Origin of the sequence: Pseudomonas sp. AM14(2022) (genome assembly GCF_036346455.1) — a bacterium.
Classification (GTDB): domain Bacteria; phylum Pseudomonadota; class Gammaproteobacteria; order Pseudomonadales; family Pseudomonadaceae; genus Aquipseudomonas; species Aquipseudomonas putida_A.
Map to the genome: position 1 here is coordinate 197,022 of NZ_JAOTNY010000006.1, position 17,039 is coordinate 214,060.

Sequence of the window (17,039 nt, forward strand, 5' to 3'; positions counted from 1 at the left end):
CTCGATCCTCCTGATGCCACTCTTGCCAAAGCCAGTTATCTTTCTCTGGAATTTTGACGATACGATGCATTCATTGTGGCGAGGGAGCTTGCTCCCGCTCGGCGGCACAGCCGTCGTCAGAACTGTTTAAGCGGACTGCCTGACATGGCTTGGGGCTGCTTCGCAACCCAGCGGGAGCAAGCTCCCTCGCCACAAAAGTCCACTCGGCATGGCTCCCTTTTCAGCGTCCCGGCGCAATGCTCTGCACCTGGACCCCGCCATTGACTCGCACTTGCAACGCCGACTCACTCGCCAACGCCCCAGGTGCCGGCCAGCGCATCACCGCGCCCGGCAGCACATAACCCAGCAACCCCTCGGCTAATGGCTTGCTCTGTCCACCCTGTTTGATCACCACGTCGGTCAGCCGCGCATGCACCGCGCCCTGATTGCGCACTTCGATATACGGTCGACCGTCCACCGCCACCGTGCGCCAGCTCAGTTGCGGCACACCGATACCCTTGGGATCACGCGGGCGGGTGCTGTCTTCCTTGCTCCACAGCCCCGCGCCGTAGGCAAACAAGGGCACCGAATAGCGCATCTGAAAGCGGATCGCGGCTGCGGTTTTGCCGCCCTCGGCGGCCGGCGGCTGGGCGGAAGGGATTTCGTCGATGATGATCCGGTAAGCCAGTTCCTGCCCCGGCGGCACATCCTTGGTCCGGGTCAGGCGCACCAGTTGTTTTTGCCCCGGCTCGATCTTCGCCACTGGCGGGCTGCCGATCACGTCGCGCTGGTTCTGGTATTGCTCTGCAAAGCCGCTCTGGCTCCAGCCGAACACGCGGATCTGCAGGTTGGCGGTTTCCGTGCCACGGTTTTCCAGCCATAGCGCACTGGCCTGTTGATCGGCCTCCAGCACCGGATCGATCGGCCAGATCAGCACCGAACTGGCGGCCTGCGCATGGCCGGCCCCGAGCATGACCAGCGCCAGCAACGCGCCCTGCAACAACGAATGCCCAGACGTAACTGCCCCCATGAACCTGCTCCTTGTCGGCCATTCAAATGTCGCTTTACCACGACAGCTGCACCTGCAACACGTCGCTGTACGTCCCCCCGGGCTGATTGCCCGGCAATTGCACCTGACCGTAAATCGGCAGGCTGATGTTGTTCGCATCGCTATAGGCCACCGCCACGCTCTGGCCGATGCCCAGGCTCTGGCTGTAAGCCGCATCGCGAAACAGCGCATACGCCACCCGCGCACTGCCGCTGTTGATCTGCATGTGGCGACCGCTGCTGTTGTACTGGCCGCCATCGACCGTCATGTTCAGTGCCACCCCCGGCGTGCATTGCAACTGCACGCCGCCGGTCAATGCCACTTGCACCGTGCCGGTCGCGAGGGCCGAACTCGAACCGAAATTCAGTCCGCCGTAATTCGACACCCCGCCCACCACCAGGCATCCCGGCGTGATGGTCGCGCTGACCTGAAAGCTCTGGCTGGTCGCCGCCCCCAGCGGCAGCGGCACACTGCCCGCACAGAGCAGGAGCAGCGCGGCACAGCCTTGGCGGCGCATGGCATCAGAACGTCAGTTCAACAGCGACGGTGTCGGTGTACGTCCCCGCCGGCAGTCCAGCCTTGCCCACCGCCTGACCGTAGATATTCACCGTCTGCGCCACGCCAGTGCTGGTCGCCAGGTTGATCGTGCCGTCGATCGGCAGCAGTTGCGAATGCCCGGCATCGGTGTAGAAGTCGTACGGCACGTAGTTGGCGACACCGTCATACAACGCGCGAGCGCCACCCGGCGATTGCCCGTCGTGAGCACCGGCACGCACCTTGACCACCGGGGTCGTGCCGCTGGAACAGAGAATCGACAGCGCCCCGCCGCCACCGCCCAGAACCTGCCCGCTCGCGGTGGTGAACAGGCTGTTGGCGGTGCCGAAGTTCAAGGCACCGAAGTTCAGCCCGGTGGAGCCGCCGGCACCGTTGACCTGACAGCTGCTGATCAGGGTCAGGCTGGCGGTGATCTGGCCGGTGACCGTGGCGGCGGCGTGGGCACTGGAAACCAGCGTCAGGCCGAGCAACGACAAACCTATCCTTGATGCAAACTTGCGCATGGTGTCCGTCCTCTACGGGGTTACCAGTCGAGCGTCACCGTCAGCGTGTCGGTGTAGACACCTGCCGGAACCGCGCGGGTATTCGCCACCACCGTGCCAAACACCGGAATCGGTATCTGCGCACCGCTGGTGACAGCGAAATTGTGTTGTTGGCCAATGCTGTAGCGCTGGCTACCGGAAGCATCCAGAAAGAGTTGATAAGGCAGGGTCTGGCGCCCGTTGCTCAGGCGGCGGGTGGTGCCGTCACCGTGGCTGCCGCCGTCGATGGTGACGGTGAAACCGGTGACCGAGGGATTGCAGGCGACGTTCAGCTTGCCGCTGCTGTCGCCGTCGAGACTGGCCTTGATCGGCGCGTTCCAGGTCGGCCCCTGCTGACCGAAATCGAGGATGCCCAGATTGCTCACCGGGATCGCCGGGGTGGCGCTGTTGGTGACTTCGCACCCGGCGATCAGGATCAGCCGCGCATTGATCTGCCCACTGATCGCCGCCTGTGCGTCGTCAGCGAGCAACAGCAACGTACCCGTGGCGATAACCATCCAGTGCTTGCCTGTCATAGCGTCCGTCCTACTCCTTCAGGATGCCTGCGTACCTTGCGTTCAGGATTGAACGCCCCTTCCCTGCGCAATCCGCCTCCAGCGGATTGCCTGAAATCCTGCACTCACCAGGTCACGGTGACTTTCACCAGATCCGAATAGCGGCTGACCTGCGGCACCTGCGCCAGACGCTCGATCCGCGCATACAGCGGCAGCTCCACCGTGCCGGTGTCCGGCACCCGGCCGCTGACCGGCACGTTCACCACCAGCGGCACCCGGCGCGCCGCGTCCTGATACAGCCGATAAGGAATCGGCTGGCTCCCCGCCGCCCCCGCCATATAGCGAACCTCACCAACGCCGCCATGCAGGCCACCGTCGACCCGCAGCTGATACGGCGTGTCAGGGTTGCACTCCAGGCGTGGCAACCGTTGGTTGGTCAGCGCCGCACCCAGTGGCCCGGCCGGGTCGTCGAGACGCGCAGTACTGCCGAAATCCAGCACGCCCAATTGTTCGCTACCCGCCTCGCGCTGCTGGCCGATCAACTGGCAGCCACGCTGCACGTCAACGCGGACTTCGACCTGAAGATCCGCCGCATGCACCGAGGCCCCAAGCACCCCGAGCAGGCCCATCACCACACGTACAATCACTGTCCCATTCCTTGTGAGGGAACATCCTGGATGACGTTACTGTGTTTCAGGGTAGCAACGGACAACGAATCCGCCAGTCGATTGGATCCATGGATCTGCCGGGATATGTTTCGAAAGTTTGGCAACACGGCGAATTACATCGCTGAAAATAGCTGTACGTCCCGCACAAATTTGTTCAGTGATCGCCCACAGTCGACGAGCCGCGATGCAGCCGGGCCCATCCTCTGGTTACACTACGCCGCCGCGCTCCGGGCGCCGGCTTGATGACTACGGAGTGACTGCACTGTGCCCTCTCGAGCGCCCAAACGATCGCCACTGACCCTACGCTGGTCGGCGCTGCGCCGCTGGTTCGCCAAGGGCCGGCCCGCGCATGCCGGGCATGACGCGAATGCCCAGTCGATCCGCGACTATTTCCGGCACAAGGCCCATAGTCAGGGTTACACCCTCAGCCACAGCCAACAGCGGGTGATCGATTGCATGGCGCAGCAGGCCAGCCTGTTGTTCGGCGCCAAGCCGCAAATGCCGCCGAGCCTGTACCTGCATGGCGCGGTCGGACGCGGCAAGAGCTGGCTGCTCGACGGTTTTTTCCAGGCACTGCCGACCGCGCAGAAACAGCGCGTGCATTTCCATGAATTCTTTGCCCGGTTGCATCAGGGCATGTTCAACCATCGCGAACAGGACGACGCTCTCGGCGTCACCCTCGACGAGCTGTTAGCCGATTGCCGGGTACTGTGTTTCGACGAATTTCATGTGCATGACATCGGCGATGCGATGCTCATCACCCGCCTGTTCAAGGCCTTGTTCCAGCGCGGGATTCTGCTGCTGGTGACTTCCAACTATCCGCCGGAAGGCTTGCTGCCCAACCCGCTCTATCACGCGCGCTTCAAACCGGTGATCGAATTGATCAACGCCCGAATGCAAGTGATGGAGGTCGGCGGCCCGCACGATTACCGCAGCCAGGCGAGCAACCATGCGCATCAGGTTTTCACGCAGGGCCACTATGTGTGGCCAGCCACCGCAACCCAGCGCCAGGCGCTGAACCTGCCGCCCGAAGGTGCCCCGGCCATTGCGTTGCCGGTGGGCAGCCGACACGTTCAGGCGCGCCTGTGCGATGGCAGCCGGGTCGCTTTCACCTTCAGCGACGTGTGCGAGCAACCGACGGCGGTGATGGATTACCTGGAGCTGTGCCGGCGTTTCGACCAGTGGATCATCGACGACCTGCCGGAACTCGGTGAGTGCTCGATCGCTGCACAACAGCGCTTCATCAACCTGATCGACGTGCTCTACGACCAGGACAAACACCTGACCCTGCTCAGCCGCTTGCCACTGCGCGAGGCCCTTGGCGGGAATGCCATCGATCTGGCGCGCACCCGCAGTCGCCTGGGGCAGTTGCAGGAAACCCACTGACCCACTCAAGTCCCTTGTGGGAGCGAGCCTGCTCGCGAAAGCGTCCTGTCAGCCAATATTTCGCCAACTGACACTCCGCCTTCGCGAGCAGGCTCGCTCCCACAGGAATTAAAGGGGCCTCCAGTTCAGATCAATGCAAATCCCGGCTTTGCCGTTATCATGTCGCCCATTCCGAGCGCCCGGCGCTTCTTTCCTTTGATAGTGAACATCCCCATGCACACCCTTGCTCAATTGCGCGCCGGCGAGTTGTCGGGCATTACCCGGCTGGATCTGTCTTGCGGCCTGACCGAGTTCCCCCGGGAGATTTTCGAACTGGCCGATACGCTGGAGGTGCTCAACCTCAGCGGCAACGCCTTGAGCAGTCTGCCCGACGACCTGCATCGCCTGACCAGGATGCGCATTCTGTTTTGCTCGGACAACCACTTCACCGAGGTGCCGGAATGCGTCGGAAAATGCGCGGCGCTGACGATGATCGGCTTCAAGGCCAACCGCATCAGCCACGTGCCGGGCCCAGCACTGCCGCCGCTGCTGCGCTGGTTGATCCTGACCGACAACTGCATCGAAAGCCTGCCCGTCGAACTGGGTGAGCGCCCGTATCTGCAAAAACTGCTGCTGGCCGGCAATCGCCTGCAAGCGCTGCCCTCCTCCATGAGCCAATGCCACCGCCTGGAGCTGATCCGCATCGCCGCCAACCAGATGCGTGAACTGCCGCAGTGGCTGCTGACCCTGCCGAGCCTGACCTGGCTGGCGTATGCCGGCAATCCGCTGGAAACCGAAGCCGATGCCGCCGCGCTGGAAGCCACGCCGCTGATCGACTGGTCGGCGCTGCGTCTGGAACAGCGCCTGGGCGAAGGCGCCTCGGGGGTGATTTCCCGGGCGCAGTGGCAGCGCGCCGACGGCTCGCAGGTGCCGGTCGCGGTGAAGCTCTATAAAGGTGAAATGACCAGCGACGGTTCGCCGCTGCACGAGATGAACGCCTGCATCACCGCCGGCCTGCACCCGAACCTGATCCGCGTGGAAGGCCGTATTCACGGGCATCCCGATGGCCAACAGGGGCTGGTGATGCAACTGATCGACCCAAGCTTTCGCAATCTGGCTGCATTGCCGAGCCTGGCGAGCTGCTCGCGGGATGTGTATGCCGAGGACTGCCGCTTCAGTGCCGAAGTGGCGCTGAACATTGCCAAGGGCATCGCTTCGGCGGCCGAGCACTTGCATCAACAGGGCATCACCCACGGCGACCTCTACGGCCACAACATTCTGCTGAACGATCAGGGCGATTGCTTGCTCGGGGATTTCGGCGCGGCGTCGTTCCATGCCACCACCGACAACCTGGAAACCCGGGCACTGCAACGCATCGAAGTGCGGGCGTTCGGGGTTCTGCTCGGGGAATTGCTGGCGCGCGTCGACTCGGGGTTGAACGATGAACAACGCGAGGTGCTGGAGGCGCTGGAACAGCGTTGCTGTCAGCCGGATGTGCTGGCGCGGCCGGGGTTCAGCGAAGTGATCGAGGTTCTGGAAACGCTTTAACTGACGCAAATCCTGTGGCGAGGGAGCTTGCTCCCGCTGGACGGCAAAGCCGTCCCAAAAACAACGACTGCCGCGCAGCCGAGCGGGAGCAAGCTCCCTCGCCACAGTTTATCTTTGCAGCAAATCAGCCCGCCAGACCGACAAACATGTCCTGCACGTCGTCGTGGTTGTCGAGGCCTTCGAGGAACGCTTCAACTTCAGCCATCTGCTCGGCGCTCAGGCCGCTGACCGGGTTCTTCGGCTGGTAGCCGAGTTTGGCCGACAGCACCGTGAAGCCTTGCTCAGGCAGGGCTTTCTGCACGGCGTCGAGGTCGGTCGGATCGGTCAGGAACAGGGTCGCGCCCTCTTCGCCCGGCTCGAAGTCCTGGGCACCGGCCTCGATCGCGGCCATTTCCGGATCGGCGTCCGGGGTGTCCGGCGACGCTTCGATCATGCCGACGTGGTTGAAGTCCCAGGCCACCGAACCGGAAGCGCCCAGTTGACCCTTGCGGAACGCCACGCGGATTTCCGCGACGGTGCGGTTGATGTTGTCGGTGACGCACTCGACGATCAACGGAACCTGATGCGGCGCGAAACCTTCGTACGTCACGCGGTGGTACTGCACGGTTTCGCCCAGCAGGCCGGCGCCTTTCTTGATGGCGCGGTCCAGGGTTTCCTTGGGCATCGAGGCTTTCTTGGCCTGCTCGACCACCAGACGCAGGTGTGCGTTGGTGGCGGTATCGGCACCGTTGCGGGCAGCGATGGTGATTTCTTTCACCAGTTTGCCGAAGATCTTGCCCTTGGCGTTGGCTGCCGCTTCTTTGTGTTTAACCTTCCACTGTGCGCCCATTACTCACTCTCTTGATCTGTGGCGCCGAGACATCTATTGGCCGACGCGTGGCGCCAAGTTTATACGGCCTAAAGTCGGCAATCGACCAAAAAAATCATTGTTGAATCGACATCGTCACCACGACTTGTAGGGCGATTCTGAAAAGCCCACCAGCCATGACCATTCGTGCTCGCGTTTTCGTACCCTCTGCCGTCCGTATTGCCCACAGAGCCCGTACGAATGCTCAATGATAAGGAAAGCCCGTTCACCCTGACCCTGACCGACGGCCCGCTGTGCCTGCCGGTCTTGCGTTTCAGTGGCAAGGAAGCACTCAATCAGCCGTTTCGCTTCGAGATTGAAATGATCGGTCTGGCACCGGCGTTGCCCCCAGGCAGTCTGCTGCGCCAACCGGCGTTCCTGCGCCTGGGCGCCGATCACGGGATCCACGGTCTGATCCACAGCGTCAGTTGCGAGCATCGCGCCAGCCACCGCATCGGCTACCGGCTGATCCTCGTCCCGCTGCTGCTGAGTCTGGACCAGCCGCCCCGGCGCCGGGTCTTCGTGCAAACGAGCGTGCCGACGATCCTCGCGCAATTGCTCGGCGAGCATGAGTTGCCGGCGGACAGTTACCGGATCGAAATGAGCGTCGGCCAATACCCGCCGCGGCCCTTCTGCATCCAGTACGAAGAAAGTGACCTGGCCTTCGTGCAACGGCTGTGTGAGGAGGAAGGCATCCACTATCACTTCGAGCATCACCCGAACGGGCATGTGCTGGTGTTTGCCGATGACAACCTCAGCCTGCCGCAGGAACCGTTGCTGGTGCCGTTTGGCATCACCGACGACACACCATCACCGCGCGTCAGCACGCTGTTTCAGCGCCATGACGCGCCACCGTTGATGGCTGCGCACGGCATTCGCAACCGCGGGCAGGAGGCCATCGCCACCGACGCGGCCAACCATCCCGTGCCCGCACTCGCACCGCAGAACCTGTCCGGCGAACAGCGTCACGCCGAACAACGCAGCCGTCGCCATCTGCAGCGCCAGCGCTGTCAGACGCGCTCGATCCGGGGCACCTGCGATGGCAGCGCGTTGCGCAGCGGGCATCTGTTACAGATCAGCGAGCATCCGATCAATACCTTCAATGAACAATGGCTGATCACCGAACTGCACCACCAGGGCCAGCACCCCTCGATCCTCGACCCGACCACTGATGTGCATCGCTATCGAAACGACTTCACTGCCCTGCCCTGGTCAAGCGATTTTCGCCCGCCGTTGGCACAGCCGCGCCCGAACATCGGCGGCTACCATCTGGCACAAGTGCTGGGATCGCCCGGCCAGCCCGCGCAACTGGATGATCGCGGGCGCATCGGCGTCAACCTCTGGCCGGCGCAGACAACTGAGTCTGCATGCCTGTGGCTGCCAATCGCACTGACCGGCGCCGGCCGGCTCGCCACCCACCAGTTGCCCCGCGCCGGCAGTGAGGTGTGGGTCAGCTTCCTCGACAGCGACCCGGATCGACCGATTCTGTGCCTCGCCAACACGCGTCCCGCGCCACCGAGTGAAACACCACCACCGCGCGACAGTAGCCTGTTGCTCGATTGGCTGCTGCACGGTGCCGATCCGTAAGCGCCGCAGACATTGGCATTGAGAACACCTGGAAGAAACTGGGTGGTTGTGAGGTCGCTATCGCGAGCAGGCTCACTCCTACAGATGGATTGGGTGCGGGCTGTTGGAGGTGGGTCGGCTCGTAGGCCGCCTTCGCTGGCAGGCCAGCTCCCACAGGGAGCTAAAGCCAAGCGCATGCTTTTCACCACTCAACAGGATGAGCGTTAGCTCGGCTGCAGCTCTTGATCTTGCCGTGCCGGCCCCATCGGCAGGCTGAGTGAAGGGGTTTATCCGGGGGTGGGAGCGCAGCGACCGTTCGACGAAGTCGAACACATCGAGAGGAGGTGCAGCGAAGCAAACCGGAGGCGATGCCCCCCGGATGAATCCCGTAACGAAGGAACCCGAGCCTAGGCGAGGGCCGTACGCCGGGGCCAAGCCTTTTGCTTACTTTTCGGCGTCTGGAAAAGTGAGTCGCTGTAAGAGCGAAACCATAAGAAGCCGTTACCGCAGAAACGGATATGTACTCGGTAACCCAAAAGAACGCAGCGCTCGCCAGCCCCCAATCACCCCTTGTCAGCCTTCCCCGCCGCCGCCGCAAACTTCGCCAACCGCACATCCAGATGCCGCGGCCGCCGCCCATGATCCTCAGCCCGCTCCTTGCGCCGAATCGCATTACGCACCATCAACGACCCCAGATACCGAATCGGCTCCGGCGGAAAATACCCCAGCGGCCCGTTCACCAACGGCGAACGTGTCCAAGGGTTATCAAGCCCCTGCACCAACGAGGCAAGAATCTGCCCGCCCATGTGACACGGCCCGACGCCACTGCCGGAATAACCAAAGCCATAAAACACATTGCCACTGGCACTCATCTGCCCGAAAAACGGCAACCCGGTGACCGATCGATCCGACGGCCCGTTCCACGTCGCGTCGATCTTTACATCGGCAAACGCCTGGAAGAAGTTGCCGAGACTGCGTTTGAGCAACCCAGCATATGGCGAAGGCTGATCGAACACCGGCAGCATCCGCCCGCCAAACGCGAAAGTATTCCCCCCCTTACCAAGCATGATCCGGCCGTCCGGCGTGTTGTGGTAGTAGTGCACGAAAATCCGCGAATCAAGCACCGTAACGCCGCTGGTCAAACCGATCTCCTGCAGCAGATCCGGGCGTGGTTCGGTGATCAGCATGTCGCTGGAGACAATCGCCACGCTGCGTTCGAACTGCGGAAAAGCGCGGGCCATCCACGCGTTCATCGCCAGTACCACGCGGTCGGCTATCACGCAGCCGCAAGCGGTGTGAATACGCGCCGGACGGCCCTCCTCCAGGCCGGTCATCGCCGTGTTCTCGTGGATCTTCACACCCAGTTGCAACGCTACCCGACGCAAGCCGCGCACCAGTTTGCCCGGTTGCACACTGGCCGCCGCCGGCGAAAACCAGCCCTCCAGATGCTTGCTGGAACCGGCCATGCGCTGCACATCGGCCACCGGACGCTGGGTGAACGAGTTGATGCCGTTGCGCTCCAGCGCGGCGATCACTGCATCGGTCGAACCGACCTGCGCCTTGTTGGTGGCGGTGTACAAGGTGCCGTCGAGGCGGTAATCGGCATCGACGCCGTACTGTTCGCAGAACGCGCCGATGGCGTGGATGCTGCGCTCGGATTCCTTGACCAGGCGCACCGCCTCCTCGACGCCGAACAGCCGCTCGAGGGTGAAATACTTGGCCGACCACGACAACGCGCAACCACCGTTGCGCCCACTGGCGCCGGCGCCGCAGATGTCGGCTTCGATCAGCAATACGTCGAGTTCCGGGTTCTGCTGCTTGAGCATGATCGCCGTCCACAACCCGGTGTAGCCGCCGCCGACGATGCACACGTCGCTGCGCACTTCGCCTTGCAGTGACGGGCACGTCGCGGATGGGTCGGCCTGCAAGGCCTGCTCGAGCCAAAATGGTCGCATGGGATTCTCCAGTCAGATGGCCACGACACAGCCTGCCGCGAGCGCCGCAGCAGGCCACGAGGCAAGGGTTTTCAGTTACGCAGGGGTTTGATGGTCAGCGGGCAATTGGGAATGGACGCGCGCGGTTCCATCACCCCGACCGGGCGGCTGTTCCAGTGCGGAATCAGCACCAGCGCCGAGAACAACGCGCAGCCGGCGAAGACGATGAACACCGTCACCGAATCGAAGTAACCCGGCAGCAATCCGCCGAGCACCGCGCCGACCGAGCCGCAGCCGTTGACGAAACCGGCCGCCGTGGCACCGGCCTTGGCCTTGCCAAAGTCGATGGCGGCCGCGCCGCTGATCATCGAATCCGGGCCGTACAGGGTCAGGCCCATGACAAACAGCAGCGCCACCACCAGCATCACGCTGCCGGTGTGCAAGGCGCCCATGAACAGCGCCAGGGTCACGGTCAGCGCCAGCAGGCTGAGGACGCAGGCCGGCATGCGCCGGGCGCCGAACAGTTTGTCCGAGGCCAGACCGATCATGATCGGCCCGAGGAGACCGGCCAGTTCGAACGAGGTGGGAATGATCGCCGCGCCGACCTTGCCGACACTGGGCATCTGCTCGAAGACGATCACCGGCCCCCACAACAGAATCGCGTAACGCGCCGGTTTCAACATGAAGTACGCCAGGCCCAGCACCAGCACCGTGCGGTTGCGCAGGATTTCCTTCAACGGCTCCCAGACACTGAGTTTGCTGTTGGCTTCGGTTTCCGCGGCACTGAGATCCGGCTCCGGCTCCACCGCCGGCAGGCCGACGTCTTCCGGTTTGTTGCGCTGAAAAATGAAGAACAACAGCGCCACCACCGCGACCACTGCCGCGCTGGAAATGAACGCCGCGTGCCAGGTGCCCATCAGCGTATACGCCCACCAGCCGGCGAACGGCGAGGCCACCAGACCGCCAAACGCATAGCAGGAACTCCACAGACCTAGCACGCGCCCGCGCTGTTCGGCGGGGAAGAAACTGCCGAGGTTTTTGCACAATCCCGACCAGCCGGTGGACTGCGCCAGCCCCTGGATCAGCATGCAAGTGGCGAAGATCGGCAAGGTCGCGAAACTGCCCATCACCAATGCCGCACCAGCGGAAATCAGCAGCCCGCCAAGCACCACGACCCTCGGGCCGAAACGGTCGGCAAGCATGCCCCAGGTGAATTGGCCGATGGCGTAGGCCGCCAGATAGATCGCATCGAGGTTGGCCATGGCCATCTTGTCGAGCATGAAGGTCGGGTCTTCGGCGATGCCCAGTTTGGCCACCGAAAACGCTTTGCGGGTGAAATAGAAAGCGGCGTACGCGAGCCAGGTGACAGCGAAAATCTGCATGCGCCAACGCGCAATGGTGCCGATGTGCTTGTTCATTGTGGTTCTGACCTCAGGGTGTGAGTGTGCCGGCAGAATCGTTAAGTAAACGCCTGTGTTTTTTATTGTTGAGCACTGCGCCAGCGCCCCATCCCTGATGGCGATAGCGGTCAGATGAGTCCTGTTGTTGCACGCACAGGCTCATCGCCGACGCTGCTGTCCGAGCGGACAGTCAGCGCTGGCGTGAGCGGATCAAAGCAATTACTGTTTAATAAATAAAATCGATTTATCGTATTTCACACATAAGCACAGCTTGTTACTGGAGGCTGCATGTCGGTGTCCCACGCCCAGCTCAAAGCCTTCCACGCCGTGGCCGTGCATGGAAGCTTCACCAAAGCCGCCGAACGGCTTTTTCTCACGCAACCGGCAATTTCCGACCAGGTGCGCAAACTCGAAGAACGCTTCGGTGTGTTGCTGTTTCATCGCAACAAGCGTTCGGTGCGCCTGACCGATCTCGGTGAACGCCTGCTGGCGATCACTCAGCGGCTGTTTGTGATTGAGGCTGAAGCCCAGGAACTGCTGCAGGAATCCCAGGCGTTGCAGACTGGCAGCCTGATTCTCGCAGTGGACGCACCGATACACGTGCTGCCGCAGATCGCGCGGTTCTGCGAGCGGTATCCGGGGATCAGCGTGAAGATCGAGACCGGCAACACCGATGAATCGCTGTTTCGCCTGTTCAACTATCAGGCCGATCTGGCGCTGCTCGGGCGCGATGTCACTGATGAACGTCTGCTGTGCGTGCCGCTACGCAACGACCCGATGGTGGCGTTCGTCTCGCGCCATCACCCGTGGGCCGAGCGCGAGTCGATCTGCCTGGCCGACCTGGACGATACGCCGCTGGTGCTGCGCGAACACGGCTCGGTGACCCGGCAGACCCTGGAGGAAGAAATGGCCCGCGCCGGGTTCCGCATTCGTCCGGCGATTCAGGTCGAGGGCCGGGAAGCGGCGCGTGAGGCAGTGGTGGTGGGGATTGGTGTGGGGGTGGTGTCGGCGGCCGAGTTTGGTGCGGATTCGCGGGTGTGTGCGTTGCCGATCACCGATTGCACCCGGCGGTTGACCGAGACGCTGGTGTGCTTGCGTGAGCAGAGTTCACGGCGGGTGGTGGCGACGTTTCTCGAGATGGTGCGCGAGAGCCTTGTGTAAACCGGTCTGGCCCCTTCGCGAGCAGGCTCACTCCTACAGAGGATCTATGTCGGTCAAACATTATGTGCTCCCCACAACACTTGTAGGAGTGAGCCTGCTCGCGATTGGAGCACCACGGTGTATCAGGCCGGCGCCAGACCGAAGAACGCCTGAATCAAGCGCAACTCCCGCCGCCGCTCCATGCAGCCAATCATGTGCCGATTGACCAGCCCGTCGCCGACGATCGGAATCGCCACCACCCGCGGGTCATGGCTGACCTCCACCGACGACACCACACCCACCCCGAGTTCCGCCGCCACCGCTTCGGTCACCGCCTCGCGACTGTCCAGCTCCAGCAACACTCGCGGATGCACCGCCGCCTGATTGCAGGCCTGATCGAAGGTGCGCCGGGTGATCGAACTCGGCTCGCGCAACACCATGATCACCTGATCCAGCTCCTTGAGCTTCACTTCGCCGGCACGCTGCGCCCACGCATGCGCCGCCGGCACCAGCGCGCAGATCCGCGATTCGCTCAACGCTTGCAGATGCAGGCCCTTGCGCGGTTCGACCTCGGTCAGCACCGCCACGTCCGCATGCTCGGACAACAGCGCGGCGAGGGTTTCCTGCGCATTGCCCAGACGCAAATTCACCGTGATCCCCGGATAGCGCGCACGCAGGCTGGCGAGCATCGGCATGACCATGTGCGGGCCGTCCGCCGCCACTTCGAGGCGCCCGGTGAGCAACTGACGATTGGCTTCGAGCAGGGTTTGCGCTTCTTCGGCCAAACCGAACATGGCGCGGGTGATCGCCGCCAGTTTGGTGCCCTCCTCGGTCAATTCCACCCGGCGTGCGGTGCGACGCAACAAGGTGATCTGGTAGTGCTCCTCCAGCGCCTTGATGTGTCCGGTGACCGCCGGCTGACTGATGAACAGGCGCGCGGCGGCGCGGGTAAAGCTGCCTTCCCGGGCCACGGCGTCGAAGGCGCGCAGCTGGAACAGATTCATGGATAACCCTCACTGATGGCTGGCATAACAACAAACAATTTGATTGATAGACCGCCGAATTGCAACGTATGCCCCGTAGCTTCATCCCACAGCGCTATCGCGAGGACACACGAATGAGTACTGCCGCACCCATCCTGCTCACTCCCGGCCCGTTGACCACGTCGGCCCGCACCCGCCAGGCAATGATGATCGACTGGGGGTCATGGGATGACCGCTTCAATCAACTGACCGCCAGCCTCTGCGAGCAATTGCTGGCGATCCTCAACGGCGCCGCCACTCACCACTGCGTGCCATTGCAGGGCAGCGGCACCTTCGCTGTCGAAGCCGCCATCGGCACCTTGGTACCGCGTGACGGCAAAATCCTCGTGCTGATCAACGGTGCCTACGGCAAGCGTCTGGCGAAGATCTGCGAAGTGCTCGGCCGCTCGTTCAGCACCTTCGAAACCGCCGAAGACGAACCGACCACCGCTGCCGACGTCGACCGCCTGCTGCGCGCCGATGGCGACATCAGCCACGTCGCGCTGATTCATTGCGAAACCAGCACCGGCATTCTCAACCCGTTGCCGGAAATCGCCGAGGTCGTCGCGCAACACGGCAAACGCCTGATCATCGATGCCATGAGCTCGTTCGGCGCACTGCCGGTGGACGCGCAAAAAGTGCCGTTCGATGCGCTGATCGCCGCTTCCGGCAAGTGCCTGGAAGGTGTGCCGGGGATGGGTTTTGTTTTCGCCCGCAAGGAATCGCTGGCAGCAGCGGCCGGCAACTCGCATTCGCTGGCGATGGACCTGTATGACCAGCACACGTATATGCAGAAGACCGGCCAGTGGCGCTTCACTCCGCCGACTCATGTGGTCGCGGCGCTGCATGAAGCGCTGTTGCAATACAACGAAGAAGGTGGCCTGCCCGCGCGGCATGCGCGCTACGCCGCCAACTGTCAGGCGTTGATGGAAGAGATGGGCAAGCTCGGCCTGCGCAGCTTCCTGCCGGCAGCGATCCAGGCCCCGATCATCGCCACCTTCCATGCCCCGCAAGATCCGCGCTACCAGTTCAAGGACTTCTACGAACGGGTCAAGGCCAAGGGTTACATCCTCTACCCCGGCAAACTGACCCAGGTCGAAACCTTCCGCGTCGGCTGCATCGGCCACGTCAACCCGGACCAAATGCGCCAGGCCGTGGCGGCAGTGGGTGAAGTGCTGCGCGAGATGGAAGTGCTAGAGATCTGAACAACACCCTAATCCCCCTGTGGGAGCGGGCTTGCTCGCGAAGGCGGAGTGTCAGCCGCCATCAATGTTGAATGTGCCAGCGCATTCGCGAGCAAGCCCGCTCCCACAGTTTTGAACCGTATTGCCAACTCAGGATTTTGATTGCCATGAACTACACCAACCCAAACAAACTGCAAGCCGCCATCCTCGACTGGGCCGGCACCGTGGTCGATTTCGGCTCGTTCGCGCCAACGCAGATCTTCGTCGAAGCCTTCGCCGAATTCGACGTTCAGGTCTCCATCGAAGAGGCCCGTGGCCCGATGGGCATGGGCAAGTGGGATCACATCCGTACCCTGTGCGATCAGCCGCAGGTCGCCGAGCGTTATCGCAAAGCGTTCGGCCGCACCCCGACCGACGATGACGTGACCGCGATCTACAACCGCTTCATGCCGCTACAGATCGAGAAGATCGCCGAGCACTCGGCGCTGATTCCCGGCGCACTGGAAACCATCGCCAACCTGCGCCAGCAAGGGATCAAGATCGGTTCCTGCTCCGGCTACCCGAAACAGGTGATGGACAAGGTCGTGGCGCTGGCCGCTACCAACGGCTACGTCGCCGACCATGTAGTCGCCACCGACGAAGTGCCGAACGGTCGCCCATGGCCGGCTCAGGCCCTGGCCAACGTGATCGCCCTGGGCATCGACGACGTCGCGGCCTGCGTGAAGATCGATGACACCGTGCCGGGCATCCTCGAAGGTCGTCGCGCCGGAATGTGGACCGTGGCGCTGATCTGCTCGGGTAACGCGCTGGGCCTGGACTACGCCGGCTACCGGGCGCTGGGCAGCGACGAACTGGCCAGCGAACGCAAACGCATCCACGCGCTGTTCGCCGATTCGCGCCCGCACTACATGATCGACACCATCAGCGACCTGCCGGAAGTGATTGCCGACATCAACAAGCGTCTGGCCAACGGTGAGATGCCGCAATCGAGCTGATCGCGCCTTTTCGTCAAAACAATAGAAAACGCCAGGGTCTTCGCGACACTGGCGTTTTTTTTTGGCTAAAGCCCTGACTCAGCGCAGTGAAACTCCGATCAGCCTCAGGCAAATCTGCCAAAGGGGATTACAGTTAAAGCATGCCGTCGCACAAGAACGGCACGTGGCGACCCTGATCTGTGAGGAAACACCGTATGCCGTGGACAAGTTCCGAATCCCGCTACAGCACCGTGTCCGTGCTGCTGCACTGGCTGATGCTGGTCCTGTTGATCCTGGTGTATGCCAGCATGGAGTTGCGCGGGATTTTTCCCAAAGGCAGTGGCGGCCGCTCGCTGATCCGCGAAGTGCACTACATGCTCGGCCTGACCGTGTTCGTGCTGGTGTGGTTTCGCCTGGTAGCGCGTAGCATCGGCCCGGCACCGAAAATCTTCCCGGCCTCGCCCCAATGGCAGACTCTGCTGGCGCGGGTGATGCACTGGTTGTTGTACCTGTTCATGATCAGCATGCCGATTCTTGGCTGGCTGATTACCAGCGCCGAGGGGCATCAGGTGATGTTCTACGGCTTCGATCTGCCGCTGCTGGTTCATGAAGACAAGGCATTCGCCAAGCAGGTGGAGCACTGGCATGTGTTGATCGGCAATATCGGCTACTGGCTGATCGGCCTGCATGCGCTGGCGGGGCTTTATCACCATTATGTGGTGGGCGATAACACCTTGTTGCGGATGATGCCCAAGCGCGGTTGAACATAGCCT

General features: G+C 62.6%; 16 protein-coding genes. 7 read left to right on the forward strand and 9 right to left on the reverse strand.

All coding sequences use genetic code 11. The annotated features are described in order from the left end of the window. Window positions 1-220 precede the first annotated feature (220 nt). The 5 genes from V3W27_RS14605 to V3W27_RS14625 all read right to left on the reverse strand — a co-directional run bounded on the left by V3W27_RS14605 (window position 221) and on the right by V3W27_RS14625 (window position 3,265). Window positions 221-1,009, reverse strand: a complete 789-nt coding sequence (locus V3W27_RS14605; protein WP_330206902.1) for a fimbrial biogenesis chaperone — start codon at window positions 1,007-1,009, stop codon at window positions 221-223. 34 nt (window positions 1,010-1,043) lie between these two features. After that, the gene (locus V3W27_RS14610) at window positions 1,044-1,544 is read right to left on the reverse strand and encodes a Csu type fimbrial protein (RefSeq protein ID WP_095138831.1); all 501 of its coding nucleotides are present in this window, start codon (window positions 1,542-1,544) and stop codon (window positions 1,044-1,046) included. A 4-nt stretch (window positions 1,545-1,548) separates the two neighbouring features. Further along, window positions 1,549-2,085, reverse strand: coding sequence for a Csu type fimbrial protein (locus V3W27_RS14615; protein WP_330206903.1), 537 nt, complete (start codon window positions 2,083-2,085; stop codon window positions 1,549-1,551). A gap of 20 nt (window positions 2,086-2,105) precedes the next feature. Further along, on the reverse strand, window positions 2,106-2,639 hold the full coding sequence (locus V3W27_RS14620) for a Csu type fimbrial protein (protein WP_027614605.1): 534 nt from the start codon (window positions 2,637-2,639) through the stop codon (window positions 2,106-2,108). A gap of 104 nt (window positions 2,640-2,743) precedes the next feature. Continuing rightward, a complete protein-coding gene (locus V3W27_RS14625; protein ID WP_330206904.1) occupies window positions 2,744-3,265 on the reverse strand; it encodes a Csu type fimbrial protein in 522 nt (173 codons plus the stop codon). Between the two features lie 285 nt (window positions 3,266-3,550). Here V3W27_RS14625 and zapE point away from each other — a divergent pair, with 285 nt between their 5' ends. Further along, on the forward strand, window positions 3,551-4,672 hold the full coding sequence (zapE, locus tag V3W27_RS14630; protein WP_330206905.1) for a cell division protein ZapE: 1,122 nt from the start codon (window positions 3,551-3,553) through the stop codon (window positions 4,670-4,672). A gap of 213 nt (window positions 4,673-4,885) precedes the next feature. Beyond that, window positions 4,886-6,199, forward strand: coding sequence for a protein kinase (locus tag V3W27_RS14635; protein ID WP_330206906.1), 1,314 nt, complete (start codon window positions 4,886-4,888; stop codon window positions 6,197-6,199). Window positions 6,200-6,323: 124 nt separating this feature from the next. Here V3W27_RS14635 and V3W27_RS14640 read toward each other — a convergent pair whose 3' ends face one another. Then, window positions 6,324-7,028 (reverse strand): YebC/PmpR family DNA-binding transcriptional regulator, encoded by a 705-nt coding sequence (locus V3W27_RS14640; RefSeq protein WP_027614601.1) that lies wholly within the window; start codon window positions 7,026-7,028, stop codon window positions 6,324-6,326. 219 nt (window positions 7,029-7,247) lie between these two features. Here V3W27_RS14640 and V3W27_RS14645 point away from each other — a divergent pair, with 219 nt between their 5' ends. Beyond that, entirely contained in the window at window positions 7,248-8,633 is a 1,386-nt protein-coding gene (locus tag V3W27_RS14645; protein ID WP_330206907.1) for a type VI secretion system Vgr family protein, read from the forward strand. Window positions 8,634-9,175: 542 nt separating this feature from the next. On the opposite strand, the gene V3W27_RS14650 is transcribed toward V3W27_RS14645, so the two are convergent. Both V3W27_RS14650 and V3W27_RS14655 read right to left on the reverse strand, forming a co-directional pair. Continuing rightward, the gene (locus tag V3W27_RS14650; RefSeq protein ID WP_330206908.1) at window positions 9,176-10,567 is read right to left on the reverse strand and encodes an FAD-dependent oxidoreductase; all 1,392 of its coding nucleotides are present in this window, start codon (window positions 10,565-10,567) and stop codon (window positions 9,176-9,178) included. A 71-nt stretch (window positions 10,568-10,638) separates the two neighbouring features. Then, window positions 10,639-11,964 carry an MFS transporter gene (locus V3W27_RS14655; RefSeq protein WP_330206909.1) on the reverse strand — a complete coding sequence of 442 codons (1,326 nt, stop codon included), beginning with the start codon at window positions 11,962-11,964 and terminating at the stop codon, window positions 10,639-10,641. Between the two features lie 270 nt (window positions 11,965-12,234). Here V3W27_RS14655 and V3W27_RS14660 point away from each other — a divergent pair, with 270 nt between their 5' ends. Continuing rightward, window positions 12,235-13,107: a LysR family transcriptional regulator gene (locus V3W27_RS14660; RefSeq protein WP_115985612.1), complete on the forward strand. Its 873-nt coding sequence runs from the start codon at window positions 12,235-12,237 to the stop codon at window positions 13,105-13,107. 122 nt (window positions 13,108-13,229) lie between these two features. Here V3W27_RS14660 and V3W27_RS14665 read toward each other — a convergent pair whose 3' ends face one another. Then, window positions 13,230-14,090: a LysR substrate-binding domain-containing protein gene (locus V3W27_RS14665; RefSeq protein ID WP_135295402.1), complete on the reverse strand. Its 861-nt coding sequence runs from the start codon at window positions 14,088-14,090 to the stop codon at window positions 13,230-13,232. A 113-nt stretch (window positions 14,091-14,203) separates the two neighbouring features. Here V3W27_RS14665 and V3W27_RS14670 point away from each other — a divergent pair, with 113 nt between their 5' ends. From V3W27_RS14670 to V3W27_RS14680, 3 genes are all read left to right on the forward strand, one after another. Next, complete coding sequence (locus V3W27_RS14670; RefSeq protein WP_330206910.1) at window positions 14,204-15,313, forward strand: 2-aminoethylphosphonate--pyruvate transaminase; 1,110 nt, start codon at window positions 14,204-14,206, stop codon at window positions 15,311-15,313. Window positions 15,314-15,459: 146 nt separating this feature from the next. Beyond that, window positions 15,460-16,287 (forward strand): phosphonoacetaldehyde hydrolase, encoded by an 828-nt coding sequence (gene phnX, locus V3W27_RS14675; protein WP_097088199.1) that lies wholly within the window; start codon window positions 15,460-15,462, stop codon window positions 16,285-16,287. A 194-nt stretch (window positions 16,288-16,481) separates the two neighbouring features. Beyond that, window positions 16,482-17,030 (forward strand): cytochrome b, encoded by a 549-nt coding sequence (locus V3W27_RS14680; RefSeq protein ID WP_097088200.1) that lies wholly within the window; start codon window positions 16,482-16,484, stop codon window positions 17,028-17,030. The last annotated feature ends 9 nt before the right edge of the window (window positions 17,031-17,039 follow it).

Bases quoted from the DNA above. Each gene is read 5' to 3' on its own strand.
- phnX (WP_097088199.1), top strand. From the start codon at position 15,460: ATGAACTACACCAACCCAAACAAACTGCAAGCCGCCATCCTCGACTGG.
- V3W27_RS14620 (WP_027614605.1), bottom strand. From the start codon at position 2,639: ATGACAGGCAAGCACTGGATGGTTATCGCCACGGGTACGTTGCTGTTG.
- V3W27_RS14655 (WP_330206909.1), bottom strand. From the start codon at position 11,964: ATGAACAAGCACATCGGCACCATTGCGCGTTGGCGCATGCAGATTTTC.
- V3W27_RS14610 (WP_095138831.1), bottom strand. From the start codon at position 1,544: ATGCGCCGCCAAGGCTGTGCCGCGCTGCTCCTGCTCTGTGCGGGCAGT.
- V3W27_RS14645 (WP_330206907.1), top strand. From the start codon at position 7,248: ATGCTCAATGATAAGGAAAGCCCGTTCACCCTGACCCTGACCGACGGC.
- V3W27_RS14615 (WP_330206903.1), bottom strand. From the start codon at position 2,085: ATGCGCAAGTTTGCATCAAGGATAGGTTTGTCGTTGCTCGGCCTGACG.
- V3W27_RS14660 (WP_115985612.1), top strand. From the start codon at position 12,235: ATGTCGGTGTCCCACGCCCAGCTCAAAGCCTTCCACGCCGTGGCCGTG.
- V3W27_RS14650 (WP_330206908.1), bottom strand. From the start codon at position 10,567: ATGCGACCATTTTGGCTCGAGCAGGCCTTGCAGGCCGACCCATCCGCG.
- V3W27_RS14635 (WP_330206906.1), top strand. From the start codon at position 4,886: ATGCACACCCTTGCTCAATTGCGCGCCGGCGAGTTGTCGGGCATTACC.
- V3W27_RS14640 (WP_027614601.1), bottom strand. From the start codon at position 7,028: ATGGGCGCACAGTGGAAGGTTAAACACAAAGAAGCGGCAGCCAACGCC.
- V3W27_RS14670 (WP_330206910.1), top strand. From the start codon at position 14,204: ATGAGTACTGCCGCACCCATCCTGCTCACTCCCGGCCCGTTGACCACG.
- V3W27_RS14665 (WP_135295402.1), bottom strand. From the start codon at position 14,090: ATGAATCTGTTCCAGCTGCGCGCCTTCGACGCCGTGGCCCGGGAAGGC.
- V3W27_RS14605 (WP_330206902.1), bottom strand. From the start codon at position 1,009: ATGGGGGCAGTTACGTCTGGGCATTCGTTGTTGCAGGGCGCGTTGCTG.
- V3W27_RS14680 (WP_097088200.1), top strand. From the start codon at position 16,482: ATGCCGTGGACAAGTTCCGAATCCCGCTACAGCACCGTGTCCGTGCTG.